The 19,988-nt window shown below is 62.5% G+C and carries 17 protein-coding genes; 5 read left to right on the top strand and 12 right to left on the bottom strand.

Annotated elements, in window-relative coordinates:
• Nucleotides 1–132 precede the first annotated feature (132 nt).
• Nucleotides 133–1,269: an AraC family transcriptional regulator gene (locus O4H53_RS15885; RefSeq protein WP_269365301.1), complete on the top strand. Its 1,137-nt coding sequence runs from the start codon at nucleotides 133–135 to the stop codon at nucleotides 1,267–1,269.
• On the opposite strand, the gene O4H53_RS15880 is transcribed toward O4H53_RS15885, so the two are convergent.
• The 11 genes from O4H53_RS15880 to O4H53_RS15830 all read right to left on the bottom strand — a co-directional run bounded on the left by O4H53_RS15880 (nucleotide 1,260) and on the right by O4H53_RS15830 (nucleotide 14,540).
• Nucleotides 1,260–2,771, bottom strand: a complete 1,512-nt coding sequence (locus O4H53_RS15880) for an aldehyde dehydrogenase family protein (protein WP_269365299.1) — start codon at nucleotides 2,769–2,771, stop codon at nucleotides 1,260–1,262. The genes O4H53_RS15885 and O4H53_RS15880 overlap by 10 nt on opposite strands.
• A gap of 76 nt (nucleotides 2,772–2,847) precedes the next feature.
• Entirely contained in the window at nucleotides 2,848–4,125 is a 1,278-nt protein-coding gene (locus O4H53_RS15875) for an NAD(P)/FAD-dependent oxidoreductase (RefSeq protein WP_269365297.1), read from the bottom strand.
• Between the two features lie 76 nt (nucleotides 4,126–4,201).
• Nucleotides 4,202–4,624 carry a Rid family hydrolase gene (locus O4H53_RS15870; protein ID WP_269365295.1) on the bottom strand — a complete coding sequence of 141 codons (423 nt, stop codon included), beginning with the start codon at nucleotides 4,622–4,624 and terminating at the stop codon, nucleotides 4,202–4,204.
• 53 nt (nucleotides 4,625–4,677) lie between these two features.
• A complete protein-coding gene (locus O4H53_RS15865) occupies nucleotides 4,678–5,853 on the bottom strand; it encodes a tyramine oxidase subunit B (protein WP_269365293.1) in 1,176 nt (391 codons plus the stop codon).
• Between the two features lie 416 nt (nucleotides 5,854–6,269).
• Nucleotides 6,270–7,214, bottom strand: coding sequence for an ABC transporter substrate-binding protein (locus O4H53_RS15860; protein ID WP_269365291.1), 945 nt, complete (start codon nucleotides 7,212–7,214; stop codon nucleotides 6,270–6,272).
• Nucleotides 7,215–7,256: 42 nt separating this feature from the next.
• A complete protein-coding gene (locus O4H53_RS15855; RefSeq protein ID WP_114272902.1) occupies nucleotides 7,257–8,255 on the bottom strand; it encodes an ABC transporter permease in 999 nt (332 codons plus the stop codon).
• Nucleotides 8,255–9,763, bottom strand: coding sequence for a sugar ABC transporter ATP-binding protein (locus O4H53_RS15850; protein ID WP_269365289.1), 1,509 nt, complete (start codon nucleotides 9,761–9,763; stop codon nucleotides 8,255–8,257). The genes O4H53_RS15855 and O4H53_RS15850 overlap by 1 nt, the downstream gene beginning before the upstream one ends.
• Complete coding sequence (locus O4H53_RS15845; protein WP_269365287.1) at nucleotides 9,760–10,893, bottom strand: Gfo/Idh/MocA family protein; 1,134 nt, start codon at nucleotides 10,891–10,893, stop codon at nucleotides 9,760–9,762. The genes O4H53_RS15850 and O4H53_RS15845 overlap by 4 nt, the downstream gene beginning before the upstream one ends.
• 259 nt (nucleotides 10,894–11,152) lie before the next feature.
• Nucleotides 11,153–12,208 (bottom strand): sugar phosphate isomerase/epimerase family protein, encoded by a 1,056-nt coding sequence (locus O4H53_RS15840; protein WP_269365285.1) that lies wholly within the window; start codon nucleotides 12,206–12,208, stop codon nucleotides 11,153–11,155.
• 17 nt (nucleotides 12,209–12,225) lie between these two features.
• Nucleotides 12,226–13,536: a xylose isomerase gene (xylA, locus tag O4H53_RS15835; RefSeq protein WP_269365283.1), complete on the bottom strand. Its 1,311-nt coding sequence runs from the start codon at nucleotides 13,534–13,536 to the stop codon at nucleotides 12,226–12,228.
• On the bottom strand, nucleotides 13,533–14,540 hold the full coding sequence (locus O4H53_RS15830) for a LacI family DNA-binding transcriptional regulator (protein ID WP_269365281.1): 1,008 nt from the start codon (nucleotides 14,538–14,540) through the stop codon (nucleotides 13,533–13,535). The genes xylA and O4H53_RS15830 overlap by 4 nt, the downstream gene beginning before the upstream one ends.
• A 320-nt stretch (nucleotides 14,541–14,860) precedes the next feature.
• Here O4H53_RS15830 and repA point away from each other — a divergent pair, with 320 nt between their 5' ends.
• The 3 genes from repA to repC all read left to right on the top strand — a co-directional run bounded on the left by repA (nucleotide 14,861) and on the right by repC (nucleotide 18,418).
• Nucleotides 14,861–16,048, top strand: a complete 1,188-nt coding sequence (gene repA, locus O4H53_RS15825) for a plasmid partitioning protein RepA (protein WP_269365279.1) — start codon at nucleotides 14,861–14,863, stop codon at nucleotides 16,046–16,048.
• A gap of 23 nt (nucleotides 16,049–16,071) precedes the next feature.
• A complete protein-coding gene (gene repB / locus O4H53_RS15820) occupies nucleotides 16,072–17,064 on the top strand; it encodes a plasmid partitioning protein RepB (RefSeq protein ID WP_443069612.1) in 993 nt (330 codons plus the stop codon).
• Nucleotides 17,065–17,242: 178 nt separating this feature from the next.
• Complete coding sequence (gene repC / locus O4H53_RS15815) at nucleotides 17,243–18,418, top strand: plasmid replication protein RepC (RefSeq protein WP_269365276.1); 1,176 nt, start codon at nucleotides 17,243–17,245, stop codon at nucleotides 18,416–18,418.
• 65 nt (nucleotides 18,419–18,483) lie between these two features.
• On the opposite strand, the gene O4H53_RS15810 is transcribed toward repC, so the two are convergent.
• Complete coding sequence (locus O4H53_RS15810) at nucleotides 18,484–19,533, bottom strand: tyrosine-type recombinase/integrase (RefSeq protein WP_269365273.1); 1,050 nt, start codon at nucleotides 19,531–19,533, stop codon at nucleotides 18,484–18,486.
• A 249-nt stretch (nucleotides 19,534–19,782) separates the two neighbouring features.
• Between O4H53_RS15810 and O4H53_RS15805 the strand changes: the two genes are divergently transcribed.
• A complete protein-coding gene (locus O4H53_RS15805) occupies nucleotides 19,783–19,986 on the top strand; it encodes a DUF1403 family protein (protein ID WP_331284239.1) in 204 nt (67 codons plus the stop codon).
• Nucleotides 19,987–19,988: the final 2 nt, after the last annotated feature.

The raw sequence follows: 19,988 nt of genomic DNA, 5'->3' as shown, positions 1-19,988 counted from the left end.
ATGTCGGCAAAGGCCGTTAATTGTGCAGATCAGGTCATTTCCCACCCGTTTTCGCCCTGGTTCGGTGAAATCGGAAAAATATGCTATAGCATTCTTTCATAGATAAAGTAGAATCGGGAAAGGAGGATTTTCATGCATCCACAGCATGCAGACCGCGATATGGAAAACCCCGGACACCGCAAGGCTTCCGCGCCTCACGATGCCACCCTGCGGCAGTTTTTCCTCGATCAGATCATCAACGAGATGCGCGGCAACAAGCCGCAGAACCGGCGTGCCCTGGCGAAATTCAACCTCAAGGCCGGCAAGTCGCAGAACCCCTATTCGACCTATCCGCTCAAGGCCTATGCCGCCTTTTTCGAAGAGGCAGCCAAAGTGCTCGACCGGCCCTTTCTCGGCCTCGAACTGGGCCAGAACTTCCGCCTGTGGGAGATCGGCCCTGTCTACCCGCTTCTGGCCACCGCGCCGACCCTGCGCGAGGCGCTTGCCGTTTTCCTGCGGTTCCAGGCCAGTTGGCAAAGCCACACCACCAGCAGCGTCCATCAGGAATTCGGGGAAACCAGATACGGCTATGCCATCAATGACATGGCGATCTGGCCCCGGGTTCAGGACGCCGAGAATTCAACCGCCGGCCTCTGCGCGCTGATCCGGCAATTGTTCTCCGAACGCTGGAGCCCGGTGGAAATCTGCTTTGAACATGACATCACCGGGCGCGAAGAACCGCTGAAGCGCTACTTTCGCTGTCCGGTCCGGGGCAATGCCGCCGCAAACATCATCGTGATCCGTGACGCCGAACTTGACCGCCCCATGCAGGCCTGGGTCAATTCAAACGCCCCGGCCCGCGCCGTGGTCGAAATGCATCTTTTCGATCTGATGCGCCCCCCCGAAGACGATTTCCGCCCGGTCCCCGAACGCCTGTCGCAACTCGTTGACCAGCGGCTGGGCCGCGAAAGCGTTGATCTGGAAACGCTGGCAGACATCCTCGGGATCGCGCCGCGCACGCTGCGCCGACAGCTCAGCACCTTCGGCACCAGCTTCAGCGAGATCCTCAACCGCGAACGCCGCAAAAAGGCGGAGATGTTGCTGAGCACCGGCAGCATCAAGCTGAGCCAGCTTGCGGCACATCTGGGCTACGCCAATCAATCCGCATTCTCCCGCGCCTTCCGGGAATGGACGGGGGAACCCCCCCTTGCCGCCCTGCGCCGCGCCCGCCACGCCATCGGCACCGCCAATGCGCCGCGGGCCGGGGAGAACGAGACGGCTCAGCCGTAAACAGGATCCTGCAGCCGCATGCAGACCGCGCGCGGCTCCGTATAGGCATGGATCACCTCGGTGCCGAACTCCCGGCCAAGCCCCGACAGCTTGTTGCCGCCAAAGGGCATGGCAAGGTCCAGCACGTTATGGGTATTGATCCAGACCGTCCCGCAATCCAGTTCTGCTGCCAGCAAATGCGCCTTGTTGATGTCCCGGGTCCAGATGCTGGCCCCCAGACCATAGGCGGTATCATTTGCCAATGCCCTGATCTCCTGCGGGTCCTGCACCGCCATCGCCAGAACCACCGGGCCAAACACCTCTTCCTGCGCGATCCGCATATCGGCGCGGCCGCCGCTCAGCACGGTGGGCTGATAAAAGTATCCGGTGTCGGCTGCCCGCCCGGCACCACAGATCGGCTCGGCCCCCTCCTCGATGCCCTGCGCAACCAGCCCCGACACCCGTTCCAGCTGCCGGGAGGACACCAGCGGCCCCAGTTGAACCGCAGGGTCGAAACCGCTGCCCAGTTTCAGGCCCCGCCCGATCTCGGCCACGCCCTGAATAACCTCATCATAGATCGAGGCATCCACCAGCAACCGTGACCCGGCGGTACAGATCTGCCCGGAATTCGGAAAGATGGCATTGGCCGCGCCCGGGATTGCAAGGTTCAGATCCGCATCGGCAAGCACGATGGTCGGGGATTTCCCGCCAAGCTCCAGCGTCACCCGTTTCATCGTCCGGGCCGAAGACGCCAGGATCTTCTGCCCCGTTGCCGTCGACCCGGTAAAGGCGATCTTGCGCACCAGCGGATGATCGACCAATGCCTGCCCGGCGTCATGACCATAGCCGGTCACGACATTGACCGTGCCTTCCGGGAACCCCGCTTCAAGGATCAGTTCACCCAGCCGCAGCGTCGTGAGCGATGCCTCTTCCGAGGGCTTCAGCACCACGGTGCAGCCAAAGGCAATGGCCGGTGCCATTTTCTGCACCGCCTGCCCCAGCGGGAAGTTCCAGGGCGTGATCCCGCCCACAACACCCACCGGCTTGCGCTCCGTATAGGCGCGGTAAGTGCCGCCGTCGTCCCCGAGGGGCGACAGCTGGATGTATTCGCCCGCCATCTTGGAACTCCACCCGCCGTAATAGCGCAGGGCATCAATGGCGAATTTCAGGTCCACGTTTCGCGACACGGCATAGGGTTTGCCATTGTCCAGGGTTTCCAGCCGCGCGAGGTCTTCGGCATCGCGTTCGACCAGCAGCGCCAGCTTTTCAAGCAGCCTGCCCCGGTCCAGGGGCCGCATCTTCTGCCATGCCCGGCTTTCAAAGGCACGATGTGCCGCCAGCACGGCGCGGTCCACATCTGTCACCGATGCCGCCACGACCTCCGCAATCTTTTCTTCGGTTGCCGGATCATGCACGGCAATCGCCCGCCCCGCGTCGCCCTCGCACCATTCCCCGTTGATCAGCATCCGGGCCGCCGGAATTCGCACAGCCGCGCCACCTGCACGTTCAATCATCGCATTCATTTTCTTCAGCCTCCCGCGTCGGATCGGCCTTGGCGCGATCCTGGATTGGTGATGTGCAGCGCCTGCCGTCCGGCGATCAAAGCCGGTCAAGCCGGTAGGGCGCAGGATCGACAATGGGCGTGCTCTCCGTGATCAGGTCCGCCGCCAGTTGCCCCGCGGCGGGGGCGGTGCCGAACCCGTGGCCGGAAAAGCCCGAGGCCAGCGTCAGCCCCGGCAGCGCCGCAACCGGCGAGATCACGGGCATGGAATCCGGGGTCACGTCGATCATCCCGGCCCAGCTTTGCCTGACCTCCACCTTGTTGAAGACCGGCCAGGCTTTGCACAGGTTCCTCAGCGCCTCGGCGTTCAAACCGTGGTTCACCGCCGGATCCATCGTGCGCAGCTGCTCCATCGGCGAGCGCGCATCGCCTTTCCAGCGCCGCGGCATGGCAAGGTCGCGCAGAAAATCCCGGCCGAAAGACAGGCGCACGTTCTTCCATTCCGCCTTCAGGACCGGAAGGTAGCGATGCCCGAGCAACAGGTGATCCAGCATCAGCGGCGCAAAGAGCGCGCCGCGCTGGGTGATCGTATAGCCCCCGTCGCGCCGTTTCCGGAATGAGAAATCGGCAGCCCCGACGGCAGTCTCGGTCGGCCCCTCCATTGCCGCCGTGCGGAAAACCGAGGCGACAAGCGGCAGGGTCGGAAATGCCACGCCATGATTGCCCAGAAAACGCCGTGACCAGATGCCACCCGCCAGCAACACCTTCTCGCAACGGATTTCACCGCGCTCGGTGATCACACCGCTCACCCGCCCCGCCGAGGTCACCAGCCTGCGCACCGCGCAATTCTCCACCACGATCGCGCCCTTTGCGATGGCCGCATTCGCGATCGCACTGCTGGCCAGGGTCGGCTCCGCCCGCCCATCCGATGGCGTGTGAATGCCGCCGTACCAGCGTTCCGCACCGCCCGGCACCAGCCGGTCGATTTCATCTGCGCTGAGCAACCGTGAATCCAGCGCCCGCCCCCCGGCGGACCCGATCCAGGTTTCGTGCTTTGCCATCTCGGCTTCGCTGCGCGCCACATACATGATGCCCGCATCGCGGTATCCGACATCCGCGCCGACCCGCTGCGGCATCTCGGCCCAAAGCCTGTCGGATTCCACCGACAGCGGCAGATCGTGAATGTTGCGGCCCGTCTTGCGCACCCATCCCAGATTGCGCGAGGATTGCTCCCCCGCCAGACGCCCTTTCTCCAGGACGACAACGGGAATCCCCCGCTCCGCCAGCGACAGCGCAGCTGTCAGCCCGACGATGCCGCCCCCGATCACGACAACGCTGGTCGCGGCCGGGATCTCCGGCGCGGTCTCTACAGGCATGATCACCGGAGCCAAGGCGCTGATCCTCCGGTGTCCGACTTGATGGTGTCAGGCGTGATAAAGCGGCGCGGCATCGTCATGGCGTGATGACCATTTCCTTGACCTCGGCCTTCGAAGCACCGCGATAGGCGGTCACGTCGATCTCGACCTTGTACTGCGTCGACCCAAGCGGCGGACAGGTCATGGTAAGCGTCGGCCTGATCCCCCGCATCCGCTCACCATAGGCGGTCATGATCGTGTCGATATCCTGGGTGAACTGCACAAAGACACGCGCCCGCACCACATCTTCCAGGCAAGAGCCCACGGCCTTCAGCGCGGTTTCGATATTGGCAAGCACCTGCAGCGTCTGCTCGGCCAGATCCTCCGGGATCAGTTTGGTTTCCGGATTACGCCCCGCCGTGTTCGACACGAAAATCAGGTTGTCCACCGCGACAAGGCGCGAATAGCTGCCATGTTCCTCGAACCTGGAGCCCGTCGTCAGTTTGATGATTTCAGTCATTGTTTTACCTTGTTCAGAAATTGATGTCCCGGCCCCGCGCGGGGGCCCGCAAGTCAGCGCAGCACGGGCGAATCCCACAGGGTCAGCGAAACGCCGATGCCCTTCTCCAGGGCGTTGCGGTAAACCACCGTGCCCCAGGCCACATCCTCGACCGGCAAGCCGCCGACCGACATGATGATGATCTCCTCCTCATCCCGCCGCCCCGCCGCCTCGCCCGCAACGATCTGCCCAAGGTCTTCCAGCTGTTCCGGCGCGATCCGGCCTTCGTCCACCAGATCCAGCCAGCGTATGCCGACCGCGGGAATATGGTTGTGCACCGGCTTCGGGTTCTCCTCGAACCAGGCATGATAAAGACCCGGATTATCCAGAACCTTGCGGATCTCGGGCGCTTCCATCGCCTCGTCGATGTTGCAAAGCGCAGGCATCGCCAGAAAGGTGCCGGGGCTGATCCACTCCCGCCGGACCATGGGATAGGTCGACGGATCGCCCGTCGCCCCCGACCCGCAGAAGGTGACGATGTCCGATCCCCGCACCACCTCTTCCACGCTGTCGACGACGCGCACGCTGGTGATCTGCGGAAAGGTCTCGGACAACCACGCAAGGAAGGCATCCAGGTTCTTCTGGCCGCGCCCCTTGACCTTGACCGTATCAATCCCCGGACGCACCGCCATGAAGGCCGAAAGCGATGTCTTGGCCATCACCCCCGGCCCCAGGATCCCCACGGTCCTTGCATCCTTGCGCGCCAGATGCCGCGCGCCCACCCCGGGCACCGCCCCGGTGCGATAGGCCGACAACAGATTGGCCGACATCAGCGCCAAAGGCGCGCCGGTATCCGCATCATTGAGGATGAACATCAGGATCGAACGCGGCAACCCCTTGTCGCGGTTCGCAATGTTGGAGCCATACCACTTCATCCCCGCGGTCCCGAAACGCCCCCCCAGATAGGCGGGCATCGCCATGAAGCGGCGGTCCGGCGTCGGCTTCGGCATCGTCGGAAAGGGCGAGATTTCAGGGAATACCACGACAGAGCCGTGGGAATTGTTGTTGACCCCGGCCATGCGGTAATCGCCGTGGTAAAGCATGCCGAACATCTCTTCCATCGTGTCCACGCAGGCCGCCATATCGGTGACACCGGCGCGCACCATGTCCTGTTCGGACAGGTAGATAAAATCGATCCGCGTCGATGCCGCGGTGTCGCTCGGGCTTTGGTCGCGGGTGTTCTGACGCATCGAAACTACTCTTTTCGTTCATTGATGCGTCAAAGGTGTCATGAAGGCTGCGCTCGGGAAATGACCGGATCGGCCAATAAATGTGCGGATCAGGCCAGATGCGCGGACGGCGGTAGGAGGAAGCAGCAAAATGGCATCACCCGCCCGGGTGCCAGGCGGGCATCGCCGTGCCGGGGAACGGCCCTTCATGTCGAAGACATGCCTCTGGCAAGATGCGCGTCGGCCTGCGGCCTTGATTCCGCGCCTGGGGAAAGCGATCAAAGCGGACAATACTGTCCGCGATCAATCACGCAAAAGCCCGGAACCAGCCGATGGCGCCGGGCCTGCAACCTGACACAGGCTGATCTTGCCTGTGCCCGGCTCATAAAGATGGATGTGGTCGAAAGGCACCAAAGCCCTTCGACCAGCAGCTTGTCTCAGAACGGGCTGTCTTCGTAGTAGAAGTCAGCAGCGTTGTCCTTGGTGATCAGAACCGATCCGATGGTGAAGGTTCCCGAAACCGGCGCGGTCGAGGTCATGCCGACAGCGGTCAGTTCGATCGCCGTGGCAATCATCGACGGCGGATAGGTCACATCGGCAGGGATCATCGCATCCCCATCGCGCACCTTGGCCACCATTTCCTTCATGCCGGCACCACCCAGCACGAACTTGATGTCGTCGCGGCCGGATTGTTCGATGGCCGCCAGCACGCCGATGGCCATATCGTCATCCGATGCCCATACCGCGTCGATCTTGTCGTATTTCGACAGGAAATCCTGCATCACGGTAAAGCTGTCGTCGCGGTTCCAGTTGCCATGCTCCATCGCCAGGATGTTGATGCCCGACCCTTCGATTGCAGCCTGGAACCCTTCGACGCGCTCATTGTCGATGGTTGTGGGAATGCCCCGGAACACAACGATGTCGCCGCCGTCCGGCATGGCCGAGGCCATATATTCACCCGACACTTTGCCAAAGCCGGGGTTGTCACCCGCGACATAAAGGTCCTCGATGCCGGGAATGGCAAGGCCACGGTCAACCACCGTCACCCAGGCGCCGCTGTCCGCGACCGCCTTGACCGGGCTTGTCAGCGGCTCGGATTCGAACGGCAGTACCACCAGCGCGCTGATGTTGCGGGTGGCCAGCATGTCCTCGATGTCGTTGACCTGCTTGGCCGGGTCCGATGCCGTTGCCAGCACGAAATCCAGTTGCGGATAGACTTCCTCCAGCCGGTTCACCGCCTGCTGCGCATGAAAGTTCATGCCGCCCGCCCAGCCGTGCGTTGCCGCCGGAATGGACACCCCGATCACCTTCGTATCCTGGGCCTGTACCGGCAGTGCCAGTGTCGCGGCCAGCGCGGCCGCCGTGATTGTCGTAAATTTCATGGCTTTTCTCCTCTGTTTACCATGGTATTCCGGAGCGCCTCCTCAGCTCTCCGCTTTCTTGTCGCGCTGCAGGATGACGGCCAGGATGATGATCACACCCTGTATTGCCCCGTTCAGATAGGGCGATACGCCATCCGTCAGATTCAGAATATTGTCGATCAGCGACAGGATCAGCACGCCGATCACCGTGCCCCAGACCCGGCCAAACCCGCCTTTGAGCATGGTCCCCCCGATGATCACCGCCGCAATGGCCTCCAGCTCCCAGAGCACCCCGGTGCTGGGCGAGGCCGAGCCAAGGCGCGGCACATACATGATCGTCGCCACCCCCACGAGGATGCCCAGAAAGACGTAGGTCAGCATCCGCACGCGATTGACGTTCACCGAAGAATAGCGCGCCACCTGATCATTGGAGCCGACCGCAGCCGCGTGCCGGCCAAAGGCCGCGCGCCGCATCACCAGCTCGCCACTGATCGCCACCAGCGCAAAGACGATGATCGGCCAGCTGATCCCCAGGATACCGTCGAAATAGATCGGCCGGATCACCGACCGCATCCCGAAATCCAGCGAGAGCGTGCCGCCATCGGCCAGCCAGGTGACCAGGCTGCGGTAGATGCCCATGGTGCCCAGCGTCACGATGAATGCCTCGATCCGCATCGTCGTGATCAGGAAACCATTGACGAAACCGGCCAGCGTGCCCGCCACCATCGCCGTCAGCATCCCGACAAAGACCAGCGGCCACCCCGGCCCCATCACCGGCAGCATCGCGTTCATCACCAGGATCATCAGCCCCGCGATGAAGGCCGCCATGGAGCCGACCGACAGGTCCAGCCCGCCGGCCGTGATGACAAAGGTCATGCCCACCGCGATAATCCCGATAAAGGCGGACCGCGACAGGACGTTGGTGATATTGGCCGCGCTCAGGAAATTCCCGTTCAGCGCCGCGCCGACGATCACCAGCACGACCAGCGCCAGGATCGGACCCAGCACTTTCAGGTTCACGCCTCTGGTTGCCCGTGAGGGCTGTGTTTCGGTGGCTGTCATCAAATTGCCTCTTGCCTTGTCGCGCCCAGGCCCATGGCCAGCCGCACGATCTTGTCTTCTGTCATGTCATCTCCGCTGACTTCGCCCGCGATGGTCCCCAGCCGCATGACCAGCACCCGATCCGCAAGGCCAATGACCTCCTGCATCTCGGAACTGACCACGATGATGGATTTGCCCGCCGCCGACAGCGCATGGATGAATTCGTAAATCTGTTGCTTGGTGCCGATGTCGATGCCCCGCGTCGGCTCGTCGATGATGACGATATCCGGCTCGGTCAGCATGATCTTGGCGATCAGCAGCTTTTGCTGGTTGCCCCCCGACAGGTTGCCCACCAGCACCTCGCGGGTCGGACAGCGGATGTCGAAATCGGCAATCGCCCGTGTCAGCGCCGCGTCTTCCGCCTTGTGATCTATCAGCCAGTTGGTGAACTCCGGCAGCGCCTGCAGGGTCAGGTTTTCCCGCATCCCCTTTTGCAGCAGTAACCCCCGGCCCTTGCGGTCCTCGGTCAGGTAGCACAGCCCCGCCGCCTGCGCCTGTTGCGGCGACCGCAGGGTGACGGGCTTGCCATTGATGCGCACATCGCCCTGCGCGCTGCGCAGCCCCGTCAGCCCCTCCATCGCCTCGGTTCGGCCCGAGCCGATCAGCCCGGAAATCCCCAGTATCTCGCCCTTGCGCAGGGTAAAGCTGATGTCACGGGCATAGCCCGGCACATTCAGCCCTTTGACCTCCAGCGCCGGCTCATCGCCCACCGCGACAGAACGCACCGGATAGAGCGAGGACACATCGCGCCCCACCATCGCCTCGGCCATCTGGTCCTCGTTGAACTCCGTCGTCATCCCCTGCGCCACCACATGCCCGTCGCGCAGCACCGTGATCCGGTCCGAGATCCGCTTCACCTCATCCAGCTTGTGCGACGTGAACAGGATCGCCACCCCCTCGGCCTTCAGCCGCTCCACCTGCTCGAACAGCACCTCCGCCTCGCGCTCGGTCAGCACGGCGGTGGGCTCATCCATGATCAACACCTGCGCGCGCCGCGACAGCGCCTTGGCGATCTCGACCATCTGCTTGTCCGCATTGGAAATGTCGCGCACCCGCGCGGTGGGCGACACCTTGCAGTTCAGCCGGTCCAGCAGCCTGCGCGTCTCCGCCTGCATCCACCCTTTGTCCAGGAACAGACCACGCCGTTTCTCGTGCCCCAGAAAGATGTTCTGCTCCACGCTCAGCTGATCCGCCAGGTTGAACTCCTGATGGATCAGCACAACCCCCTGCACCTCGGCCTCCTGCGAAGAGGCAAAGCGCACCGGCGCCTCGTCCAGCTTCACCTGCCCCTTCGTCGGCTCCAGATAGCCCGACATGATCTTCATCGCCGTCGATTTGCCCGCCCCGTTCTCTCCGATCAGGGCATGCACCTCTCCGGGCCGCAGCGTCAGGCTGATGTCATGCAACACCTGCACCGGCCCGAAACTCCGGCAGACATCAGCCAGCGTGAGGGCGCGGGTTTCGCTCATAGCCTGACCCATGCCGCATCGCGCTTCGACGACCGCACGCAAGCGTCGATAAAGGCAACACCCTCCAGCCCGTCCTGCACCGTCGGCAACAGGTGATCCGGCGTCTTGCCATCCCGCGCCGCGACGATCAGGTCCGCCGCCTCGTTGTAGATATTGGCAAAGCCTTCAAGATAGCCCTCGGGGTGTCCCGGCGGAATGCGCGAGGCCCCTTGATTGCCCGCAGTCGCGCCAGCCCCGTTGCGGGTCAGCAAACGCTTTGGCGCGCCGAAGGGCGTGAACCACAGATAATTCGGATCTTCCTGCGCCCATTCCAGCCCGCCCTTGTCCCCGTATACACGCAGCCGCAGACCGTTCTCATTGCCCGGCGCCACCTGCGACGACCACAACATGCCCCTGGCCCCGCCCTCGAAACGCAGCATCACATGCACGTTGTCATCCAGCCGCCGCCCTTCGACAAAGGTGCTCAGGTCCGCCGCAAGGCTGTTCAGCTGCAACCCGGTGACAAAGCGCGCCAGATTATAGGCGTGCGTGCCGATATCGCCCACACAGCCCCCCGCGCCGGAACGTTCCGGGTCGGTGCGCCATTCCGCCTGCTTGCTGCCATCGGCTTCCACCGCATCGGTCAGCCAATCCTGCGGATACTCAACCTGCACAACGCGTAGATTGCCAATGTCGCCCTGCCGGACCATCTCACGGGCCTGCCGCACCATCGGATAGCCGGTGTAATTATGCGTCAGCACAAACAGCGCGTCCGATTTCTCCGCCGCCGCGACCAGCTTTTTCGCATCCGCCAGGGTCGAGGTCAGCGGCTTGTCACAGATCACGTGAATGCCGCGTTTCAGGAATTCGCGCGCCGCCGGATAATGCACGTGGTTCGGCGTGACAATCGCCACCGCCTCCACGCCATCCTTCAGCCGCGCCTCGCGTTTCGCCATCTCGGTGAAATCGCCATAGCAACGGTCCTCTGCCAGCCCCAGCGCCGCACCCGAGGCTTTGGATTTCTCCGCCGTCGAAGATAGCGCCCCCGCAACCAGCTGAAACCGCCCGTCGATGCGCGAGGCGATGCGATGCACCCCGCCGATGAAGGCGTCATTGCCGCCGCCGATCATGCCCAGTCTGATAGGTTTCATCGGGATACTCCATCTATCTTAATAGTGCTGTAGATAATGGACGCACTCGGGCGCATCCTGATGCCCCAACTGCGGTTCTTCCGAAGGAAGCTGATTGCTTCATTTTCCGTCTCGAAAGAGTGACTGTCCCGCGCGTTGTTTGACGAGCTTGGGAAACACCGAAACCCTTTGGTTCGGCCATCTGCTCCCGGTTTACGACCCTTTACGTAATATGCCTCCTGCGCAGAGCCGTCTTCTGCTTCACCAGTTATCCGTGCCATCACGAAAGCCCCAACATCTTGGCGTTCAGCGTGTCATCCGCACCGCCATCCGCAAAATCGTCAAAGGCGCGTTCGGTCACGCGAATGATATGATCCTTGACGAATTGCGCCCCCTCGCGCGCACCATCCTCGGGATGTTTCAGCGCGCATTCCCATTCCACCACGGCCCAGCCGTCAAAGTCATTGGCCGCCATCTTGGAAAACACCGCGCCGAAATCCACCTGGCCATCCCCCAGGCTGCGGAACCGGCCTGCGCGGTCGACCCAGGACTGATAGCCGCCATAGACACCCTGCCGCCCGGTCGGATTGAACTCCGCATCCTTGACGTGGAACATGCGGATGCGGTCGCGGTAGATGTCGATATTGTCGAGGTAATCCAGACACTGCAGCACGTAATGCGACGGGTCGTACAACATGTTGGCCCTTGGGTGATTGCCGGTGCGCTCCAGGAACATCTCAAAGGACACTCCGTCGTGCAGGTCTTCACCCGGATGGATTTCATAGCAGACATCAACGCCGCAATCCTCCGCATGGTTCAGGATCGGCGTCCAGCGTTTCGCCAATTCGTCAAAGGCCTGTTCAACCAGCCCCACAGGCCGCTGCGGCCAGGGATAGACATAGGGCCAGGCCAGCGCGCCCGAAAATGTCGCATGCGCCCCGATGCCCAGATGGGCCGAGGCCGTCAGCGCCTTTTTAACCTGATCAACCGCCCAGGCCTGCCGCGCCTTGGGGTTGCCCCGCACGCTTTCGGCGGCAAAGCCGTCAAAGACATCGTCATAGGCCGGATGCACCGCAACCAGCTGGCCTTGCAGATGCGTCGAAAGCTCGGTCACCGCCACGCCATTGGCCTCGGCCTGCCCGGCCCACTCCTGGCAATAATCCTTTGATGTCGCGGCCTGTTCCAGGTCGATCAACCGCGCATCCCAGCTTGGCACCTGAACCCCCTTGTAGCCGCAGTCGGCGGCCCATTTGGTGATCGCATCCCAGGAATTGAAGGGCGCTTCATCGCCTGCAAATTGCGCCAGAAAAAGCGCCGGACCCTTTATTGTTTTCATGTCGTTCCTCCCTTTTGTCAGACGTAGCGGTTGACGATATTCTCAAGTTTCTCCTGCCCGCCGGAAACCGGCTGCGGGTTCAGATCCGCTGCCTCCGCGCGGGCGGCAATGCCGTCCAGCGTGGCATCCTTGGCCAACATCGCCTGCGCCTCGCTGCTCTCCCAGCCCGCGTAACGGGCGCGGCGCGGCCCCTCCAGCGCGTCATCCTCGATCATCCGCCAGGCCGATTTCAGCCCCCGCGCGCAGATGTCCATCGCACCCGCATGGGCCGCAATCAGGTCTTCGGCATCCAGCGACTGCCGCCGCAGCTTGGCGTCGAAATTGGTGCCGCCGGTGGTGAACCCGCCCGCCATCAGCACCTCGTAATAGGCCAGTGCAGCCTCTGACGGAGAGTTCGGGAAATGGTCGGTGTCCCAGCCGCATTGGTAATCATTGCGGTTCATGTCGATGGAGCCGAAGATCCCCAGCGTCCGCGCCATCGCCAGCTCATGCTCAAACGAATGGCCGGCCAGAATGGCATGGCCCTGCTCCACGTTCAGCTGCACCTCGTTCTCCAGCCCGAACCGCTTGAGGAACCCATAGACCGTGGCAACGTCGTAATCATACTGATGCTTGGTCGGCTCCTGCGGCTTCGGCTCGATCAGGATCGCGCCCTTGAAGCCGATCTTGTGCTTGTATTCGACCACCATCGACAGGAACCGGCCCATCTGTTCCAGTTCCCGGCCCAGATCGGTGTTCAGCAGCGTTTCATAACCCTCGCGCCCGCCCCACAGCACATAGTTCTCGCCGTTCAGCCGGTGGGTCACATCCATGCAGGTCTTCACCGTCGAGGCACAATAGGCAAAGATATCCGGATCCGGGTTGGTGCTCGCCCCCGACATGTAGCGCCGGTTGGAGAACATGTTCGCCGTACCCCAGAGCAGCTTCGGGCCGCCATCCGCCATTTTCTTCTCGAAATAGTCGGCCATCTCGTTCAGCCGCTTGTGGCTCTCTGCCAGGTTGCTGCCCTCGGGGCGCACGTCATGGTCGTGAAAGCAGAAGAACGGCACGCCCAGAATGCGGAACATGTCGAAGGCGGCATCGGCCTTGGCCCGCGCAAGCTCCATCGTATCCGCCGGAAACCACGGGCGCTGAAAGGTCTGCCCGCCAAAGGGGTCGTTCCCCTCCCAGACGAAGTTGTGCCAGTAACAGACGGCAAAGCGCAGATGCTCCTCCATCGTCTTGCCGCCCAGCTTTTCCTGCGGATTGTAGTGACGGAAGGCCATCGGATTGGTGCTGTCTGCACCTTCGAATGTCACCGGGGCGATGTCTGCGAAATATTGGCTCACTGTATGTTCTCACGACTGTAGATGTTTAATTTGATCCTGCCGGCATCGGCAGGCGGTGTGGTGGCTTCGGTCAGGTCCCTCATGATCTTGACGGCGGCAATGACCCCCGAAAGGATGTCCTGGTCGATGACCAGATCGAATGTGCCGCTGCGCAACGCCTCGCGGGACGTGGGCGTCAGCTCATGCACGATGGTGATCGGTTTCGGGTCCAGCGTCCGCACCGCGCGCACCAGCCCGCGGTTCCCCGCCCCGATGGCATAGATCCCGGCAAGCCGCCGGTCGCGGGCCGCCTCCAGCACGATCTGCTCGACGCGGCGGGCATTGTCGCCCCCCTGCGCCGCAGGCAGCAGCGTGCAGCCGCCAAAGCGTTCCTGCATCACCATCCGGAACCCCAGCAACCGCTCGCTGTGATCGCGCGCCGCCAGCGACCCCGCAATCATCAGAACATCGCCCTGATCCCTGATGAACCGCCCCATGAACTCACCGGCGGTCCGCCCCGCCATGACATTGTCCGGCCCCACATAGGCATCACGCCCCGAACTCGGCAGATCCGCCACAAGGCTGATCACCCGCACGCCCGAAGCATGCAGCGATGCGATTTCCTCGTTGATCTCGGGCGCCTCGCTGGCCATCACCGCCACCGCGTCACAATCAAGATTACGCAGCGCGGCAACCTGGTCTTCCACGTCGAACGCCTTGGTCGGAACAACCTGCACCAGCACCTGTTCCTCCATCAGCCGCTGCTGTTCGCGCGCCAGCGCCTCGTGCAGCAACGCGACAAAACCGGTGTCCCCCGACGGCACCACAAAACAAAACCGATAGACCCGGCGCCGCGACAGATTCGCAGCCGCCAGATTGCGGACATAACCGGTCTGCGCCACGGCCGCCTTCACCCGGTCGACCACCTTCGCAGACACGCCACCCCGATTGTTCAGAACCCGGTCCACCGTCGCAAGGCTGACCTGCGCAGCCTCTGCCACGTCCCGTACCGTTGGTCCGCTCATAGACGAATCCTCCCCTTGCCCAAGGATTCATCAAATCTTGAGGTACGTCAATCAATCTTCTGCGGATTCACCTCAACCGTGAATTTGGCGCGGGATCTGCCGCACCGCAGCCCGCACCGGCACCACCGCATTCGTCATTCATGGACTGGTCTGTTCACGATTCAGGCTCTAACATGCCCCTCTAGAGCCTTGTAATCCCTCATCCCGGGACCGCGGATTGTAGAAAAGCCTTGCGCGACTCTCCCCCTTTGGTCAATAGTCACGGAAACAAGGCGATAAACGCCATGTTCCGTGAACACGGGACAAGAGACAGAGGGCAGATGAGCAGCACCAAACAAACAGACGACCTGAATTCCGTCATCCGTCAACATGCGGAATGGCTCTCAGGCCAATTGCACGCACAACGCGAGAACCTGTTTCCGCCGAATGCGCAGAAATCCATGCGCACCTTCACCTCCGGTGAGGCTGCAGCCATGCTTGGCGTCAACGACAGCTACCTGCGCAAGCTGCACCTCGAAGGGCGCGGCCCCTCCCCTGCCCTGACACCGGGCAACCGGCGGCATTACTCGGCCCATGACATCCACGATCTGCGCGTCCTGCTGGAAAAAACCGCACGCAAACCGGGGGATTACCTGCCCGGCCGGCGCGAGGGCGATCATCTGCAGGTCATCGGCGTGATGAACTTCAAGGGCGGATCGGGCAAGACGACAACCTCCGCCCATCTGGCCCAGCGGCTTGCCCTCAAGGGCTACCGCGTGCTGGCCATCGACCTAGACCCGCAGGCATCGCTCACCGCCCTGCACGGGGTCCAGCCCGAATTCGATCTGCACGACGGCGGCACGCTCTATGACGCCATCAGATACGATTCACCCGTGCCCATCGCCGATGTCATCCGCAAGACCTATATCCCCAATCTGGATCTGATCCCCGGCAACCTGGAATTGATGGAATTCGAACATGAAACTCCCCGCGCCCTGTCACAGGGCAAGGCCGGGTTGTTCTTTTTCCGGGTAAAAGAGGCTCTGATGCAGGTGGATGACGCCTATGACGTGGTTGTCATCGACTGTCCGCCGCAGCTTGGCTTCCTGACCATGTCGGCCCTCTCTGCGGCGACGGGCGTCCTGGTCACCATCCACCCCGAAATGCTCGACGTGATGTCGATGTCGCAATTCCTGCGCATGACCGCCGATCTGATGGATGTGATCGCCGAATCCGGCGCGGACATGAGCCATGACTGGATGCGCTACCTGCTGACGCGCTACGAACCGGCCGATGCGCCGCAGAACCGCATCGTCGCCTTTCTGCGCACCATGTACGGCGACAAGGTGCTGAATGCACCGCAGCTGAAATCCACCGCAATCTCCGATGCGGGGCTCACAAAACAGACTCTATACGAGGTAGAACGCAGCGCTTTCACCCGCAGCACCTATGACCGCGCCGTCGAAAGCCTCAATGCCGTCAACGATGAAATCTCTGAACTGATCCAGCGCACATGGGGCAGGACATGACGACCAGGAAAAAACGAATGACGATGCTCGACGGGTTGGCAGCGGCGGGGCATGCCCCCCCTGCCCCGGGCAGTTCGATGATGTCGACCAACCGGGCGCTGCGCTCTGCGCGCGACGCGGTGGATTCGCATCAGGTCTGGGAGCTGGACCCCGATACCATCGAGGACGGCAGGATTGCCGACAGGCTCGACCCTGACGATGTGGTCGATCTGCGCGACGCAATAGAGACTAACGGCCAGACAGTGCCTATTCTTGTGCGCCGGCACCCCACCACGCCCGACCGCTATCTGCTGGTCTACGGGCGGCGCAGGCTTCAGGCAATCCGCAATTCCGCCAAGGTGACAACCGTGCGCGCGCTGATTGCCAGCATGGGCGACGATGACGCGGTCAAGGCGCAGATATCCGAAAACATGGCCCGGCGCGATTTGTCCTTCATCGAAAGGGCACTTTTCGCGCAGGAACTGGTGGAAACGGGCTTTGGCAACCAGACCCAGGTGGCCGAGGTCTTGACCGTCACCAAATCCTCCGTTTCCATGGCCATCGCCATCGCCGAGATGATCGGCCGCGATCTGATCCGGGCCATCGGCCCGGCGCATGGCATTGGCCGCCCCCGGTGGGAAGCCCTGGGCAAAGCCATCGAGGAACGCCAGATCAACCGCGACCGGTTGATCGAAGTGGCCGAAAGCCTGCGCAGCGAGGCCGAGGTTGCCATGGTGATCGACGATGCCTCGGCAGAGCCGAATGAAGTCTCTGTCAGGGCGTTTGAGGCTGTGTTCGAAGCCGCAGGTGTGCCCGAACGCCCGGCCCGGAAACCCGCCAAGGCCCCCCCTGCCCGTCCGCGCAAGTTAAGCGTCAATCTGACGGTGGATGGCCGCACCGCAGGACAGCTGGTGCGCACCGCCAAGGGGGTGTCGTTTGAACTCGGAAAAGGACCATTTGCCGATTGGGTAGAGGCGCAAGGCCAGCCCCTGATCGAAGAACTTCACGCGCGCTGGCTTCAGCGCGGCGAAGACTGAGGAAAAGAGCAACAATGAAAAGGAGACACGAGAAAGACTGAAAGAAAAGGTCCCGCAAAGACGAAGCTCCACGAGACCCTGACTTGTTTCTAGCACCTTCAAGCTAGTGGTCGGAGCCCAAATTCGCAAGTCCAAAGTGATTCGCGGACCGCTATTTTTTTGTCTTCGTGTACATAAAATGGAATACACACCGGTATCGTCGTTTCGACGACCGATCTCTGCCGTCCAATTGGAACGGCAGGCACAGGCAGATCGGCCCGTCACCACAGAAATCAGCAAATGGGACGCCCTGCGGAAACTTGCCGCCGCGCGTCAGCATTTCAACCTCTCCGACCGCGACCTGACAGTTCTTCAGGCCCTGCTCGGATTCCACCCCGAAACCGCCCTTGGCGCAGACAATCCACCCGCGATTGTCTATCCCTCCAACAAGGCGATCTGCGAGCGGCTGAACGGCATGCCCTGTTCCACCATGCGGCGCCATATCGCGCGGCTGGTCGATGCAGGCATGATCCTGCGCCGCGACAGCCCCAACGGCAAACGCTATGTCCGCCGCAATGGCGGTGCCAAGCTGGCCTATGGGTTTGACCTCACCCCCCTGGCTGTCCGGTTCGATGAGTTCCGCCAGATCGCCGACCGCCTGGAACAGGCAGAGGCACGCCGCAGCCGCCTGCGCGAAATGGTCAGCCTGATGCGGCGCGACCTGGCGGGCTATGTGGACTACGGCATCAGCCAGCACCCCGACCTGCCCCTCTGGGACCGGATGAGCGACCTCGCCCGTCTGACAGCCCGCGACCTGCGCAGAAAGCTGAGCATCGGGGATCTGACCCGTCTCAGTGCCGAAATGACCGCTGCTCTGGAGGAAGTCATCGCCGCGATCGACCTGCCTCAAACAGAAGAACTGAGCACCAGCGACGCCGGAATTGAGCAGCACCATCAGAGTTCAGATAGAGAATATATAGATAGAAAAAAAACGAAGGTTGAGCCAGAGGCTGCGCCGGTCAAGGCCTCTGATGCCAATGTCTTGCAGACCCATCGGCCACCGCCACTGAAGCAGGTGTTGGAATCTTGCAAAGAGATACAATCTTTTTCTCAGGCCTCGGTGCGCCATTGGGAGGACCTGATCCGTCTTTCCGATGTCGTCAGTCCGATGATGGGAATTGCCGCATCCGTCTGGCAGGAAGCGAAATGCCGGTTGGGCAGGGAACAGGCCGCGACAACGCTTGCGGCGATGTTGGAGCGTTTCTCCGAGATCAAAAGCCCCTCCGCCTATCTGCGGTCCCTGGGGCAGAAAGCGGAGATGGGTCTGTTCTCCTGCGGCGCAATGATCCGGGCCCTGGAGGTGCGGGCGGTGTGAGTTCACAGCTGTGAACATTTCATGAATGCACCGAACGCCCGCAGTTCACAGCTGTGAACTCTGCCTCACAACCCGGCCGCTTTGGTCAGATTGACCCGGAACCGATCGCGCCGTCGCTGATAGCGGCGGGTCATTTCCGCGCTGGCATGGCCAAGCTGCTTCTGGACATAGCGCTCGTCCACCTCCGCCGAAGAGGCCAGACCCGCCCGCAGCGAATGGCCGGAGAACAGCGCCAGCCGTTCCTTCTCCGGCAGCTCCGCCCGGATGCCGGCCTCCAGCACGCAGCGCTTGATCAGCCGCGCGATGTGCTTGTCATTCAGCCGTGTTTCCAGCGCGCGTTTGCCGTCCCGCGAGGTGCCCACGAAGATCGGGCCGAAGTCGATCCTGGCGAAATGCAGCCATTGTTCCAGCGCATGTACTGGGCAGGTCTGATCGGAGGATCCGCGCCCGATCTCGACCTCGCGCCAGCCGGTCTTGGCGTTGAGAGTGAGCAGGGCGCCGCCCTCCAGAATCTCGACCCAGCCGCCCGAATCCGGCGTATCGTCCTTGCCGTGATCGAGGCCGACAATCTCGCTGCGGCGCAGCCCACCGGCGTAGCCGACAAGCAGGATCGCACGGTCCCTGAGGCCGCGCAGATCGAAGGGCAGGCAGGCCACCATGGCGCGGATATCCTCGGTCATGATCGCTGCTTTCTGTTCCGGCGGACGGGCATGCCTGCGCTTGATCCCGGCCAGCACCGAAGCGATGTGCCGGTCCTGCCGGTCGAGCGTCAACCCGCGCTGTGCGTAGTTCCAGGCCAGACCGGAGAGGCGGCGCTCGATGGTGCTGACGCGCAGGGCAGGGGCCTTGCCCACGGGGGCGGCCATATCCGCGAGATAAAGGCCGATCATCTCGGGCGAGGGGGGCAGAGGCTCTGTGCCCTTCACCCGGCACCAGCGGGTAAAATGCGCCCAATCCCTGGCATAGGCCTTGAGGGTATTGTCCGAGGCGGCAGCGCGGGCATAGTCACGGGCGCTGTCCACCAGCCGGTCCAGATTGCCGGATCCAGCCACCTCCTCGGGGAGGGATAGGAGGGTATCTTCGGACTTGGCGGGTTTCCTCGAATCTGTCGACATCTTGCGTTTAACCCCATGATCTTGTGGTGTTGCGGCAGGCTAGACATAATCGGCCGATAAGGCAAACTTATTGGACGTAAATGGGAGTTGCAGGGTGCGGCGGCTTGCACATCATATTATAGATAAAAGCGCCGTCGGAGGCTAGCCTGGCGGCACGGCATATCAGCCGACCGCCATCTCCAGCGGCCCGGCCACACTACCCCGACTGTCCGTCTGGGTCACTATCGCGCGTGCTGAACCCTTGAAGATGTGGCGTTTTTGTCGGGTGCGGCGCTGGCCCACCTGCATGTTGTGTCGGGATGTGCGCAGGTCCCCCAAGCCTTGTTGCAGAAGCGGCTCACGCTGCGCAAAGAGGAGGTTTGTGACGCAATCTTGGTGCGGCCGGGGCGGGCAGGGGCGCTGCGTGACGCGGTATACCCGCTGCGCCCCGGCGAGCTGCCCAGGCTGTACTAACG

The sequence above is a fragment of the Sulfitobacter sp. G21635-S1 genome (assembly GCF_027213915.1).
Lineage (GTDB): Bacteria > Pseudomonadota > Alphaproteobacteria > Rhodobacterales > Rhodobacteraceae > Sulfitobacter.
The sequence above is the reverse complement of the archived record's forward strand: the minus strand, read 5'-3'. Positions and strand labels throughout refer to the sequence as shown.

Excerpts from the sequence above, each read along its gene's own strand:
- O4H53_RS15875 (WP_269365297.1), bottom strand. The coding sequence starts at position 4,125 with ATGCCTGTAGAGACCGCGCCGGAGATCCCGGCCGCGACCAGCGTTGTC.
- O4H53_RS15830 (WP_269365281.1), bottom strand. The coding sequence starts at position 14,540 with ATGAGCGGACCAACGGTACGGGACGTGGCAGAGGCTGCGCAGGTCAGC.
- O4H53_RS15870 (WP_269365295.1), bottom strand. The coding sequence starts at position 4,624 with ATGACTGAAATCATCAAACTGACGACGGGCTCCAGGTTCGAGGAACAT.
- repC (WP_269365276.1), top strand. The coding sequence starts at position 17,243 with ATGGAATACACACCGGTATCGTCGTTTCGACGACCGATCTCTGCCGTC.
- O4H53_RS15865 (WP_269365293.1), bottom strand. The coding sequence starts at position 5,853 with ATGCGTCAGAACACCCGCGACCAAAGCCCGAGCGACACCGCGGCATCG.
- O4H53_RS15845 (WP_269365287.1), bottom strand. The coding sequence starts at position 10,893 with ATGAAACCTATCAGACTGGGCATGATCGGCGGCGGCAATGACGCCTTC.
- repA (WP_269365279.1), top strand. The coding sequence starts at position 14,861 with ATGAGCAGCACCAAACAAACAGACGACCTGAATTCCGTCATCCGTCAA.
- O4H53_RS15860 (WP_269365291.1), bottom strand. The coding sequence starts at position 7,214 with ATGAAATTTACGACAATCACGGCGGCCGCGCTGGCCGCGACACTGGCA.
- O4H53_RS15840 (WP_269365285.1), bottom strand. The coding sequence starts at position 12,208 with ATGAAAACAATAAAGGGTCCGGCGCTTTTTCTGGCGCAATTTGCAGGC.
- O4H53_RS15850 (WP_269365289.1), bottom strand. The coding sequence starts at position 9,763 with ATGAGCGAAACCCGCGCCCTCACGCTGGCTGATGTCTGCCGGAGTTTC.
- O4H53_RS15885 (WP_269365301.1), top strand. The coding sequence starts at position 133 with ATGCATCCACAGCATGCAGACCGCGATATGGAAAACCCCGGACACCGC.
- repB (WP_443069612.1), top strand. The coding sequence starts at position 16,072 with ATGCTCGACGGGTTGGCAGCGGCGGGGCATGCCCCCCCTGCCCCGGGC.
- O4H53_RS15880 (WP_269365299.1), bottom strand. The coding sequence starts at position 2,771 with ATGAATGCGATGATTGAACGTGCAGGTGGCGCGGCTGTGCGAATTCCG.
- O4H53_RS15810 (WP_269365273.1), bottom strand. The coding sequence starts at position 19,533 with ATGTCGACAGATTCGAGGAAACCCGCCAAGTCCGAAGATACCCTCCTA.
- O4H53_RS15855 (WP_114272902.1), bottom strand. The coding sequence starts at position 8,255 with ATGACAGCCACCGAAACACAGCCCTCACGGGCAACCAGAGGCGTGAAC.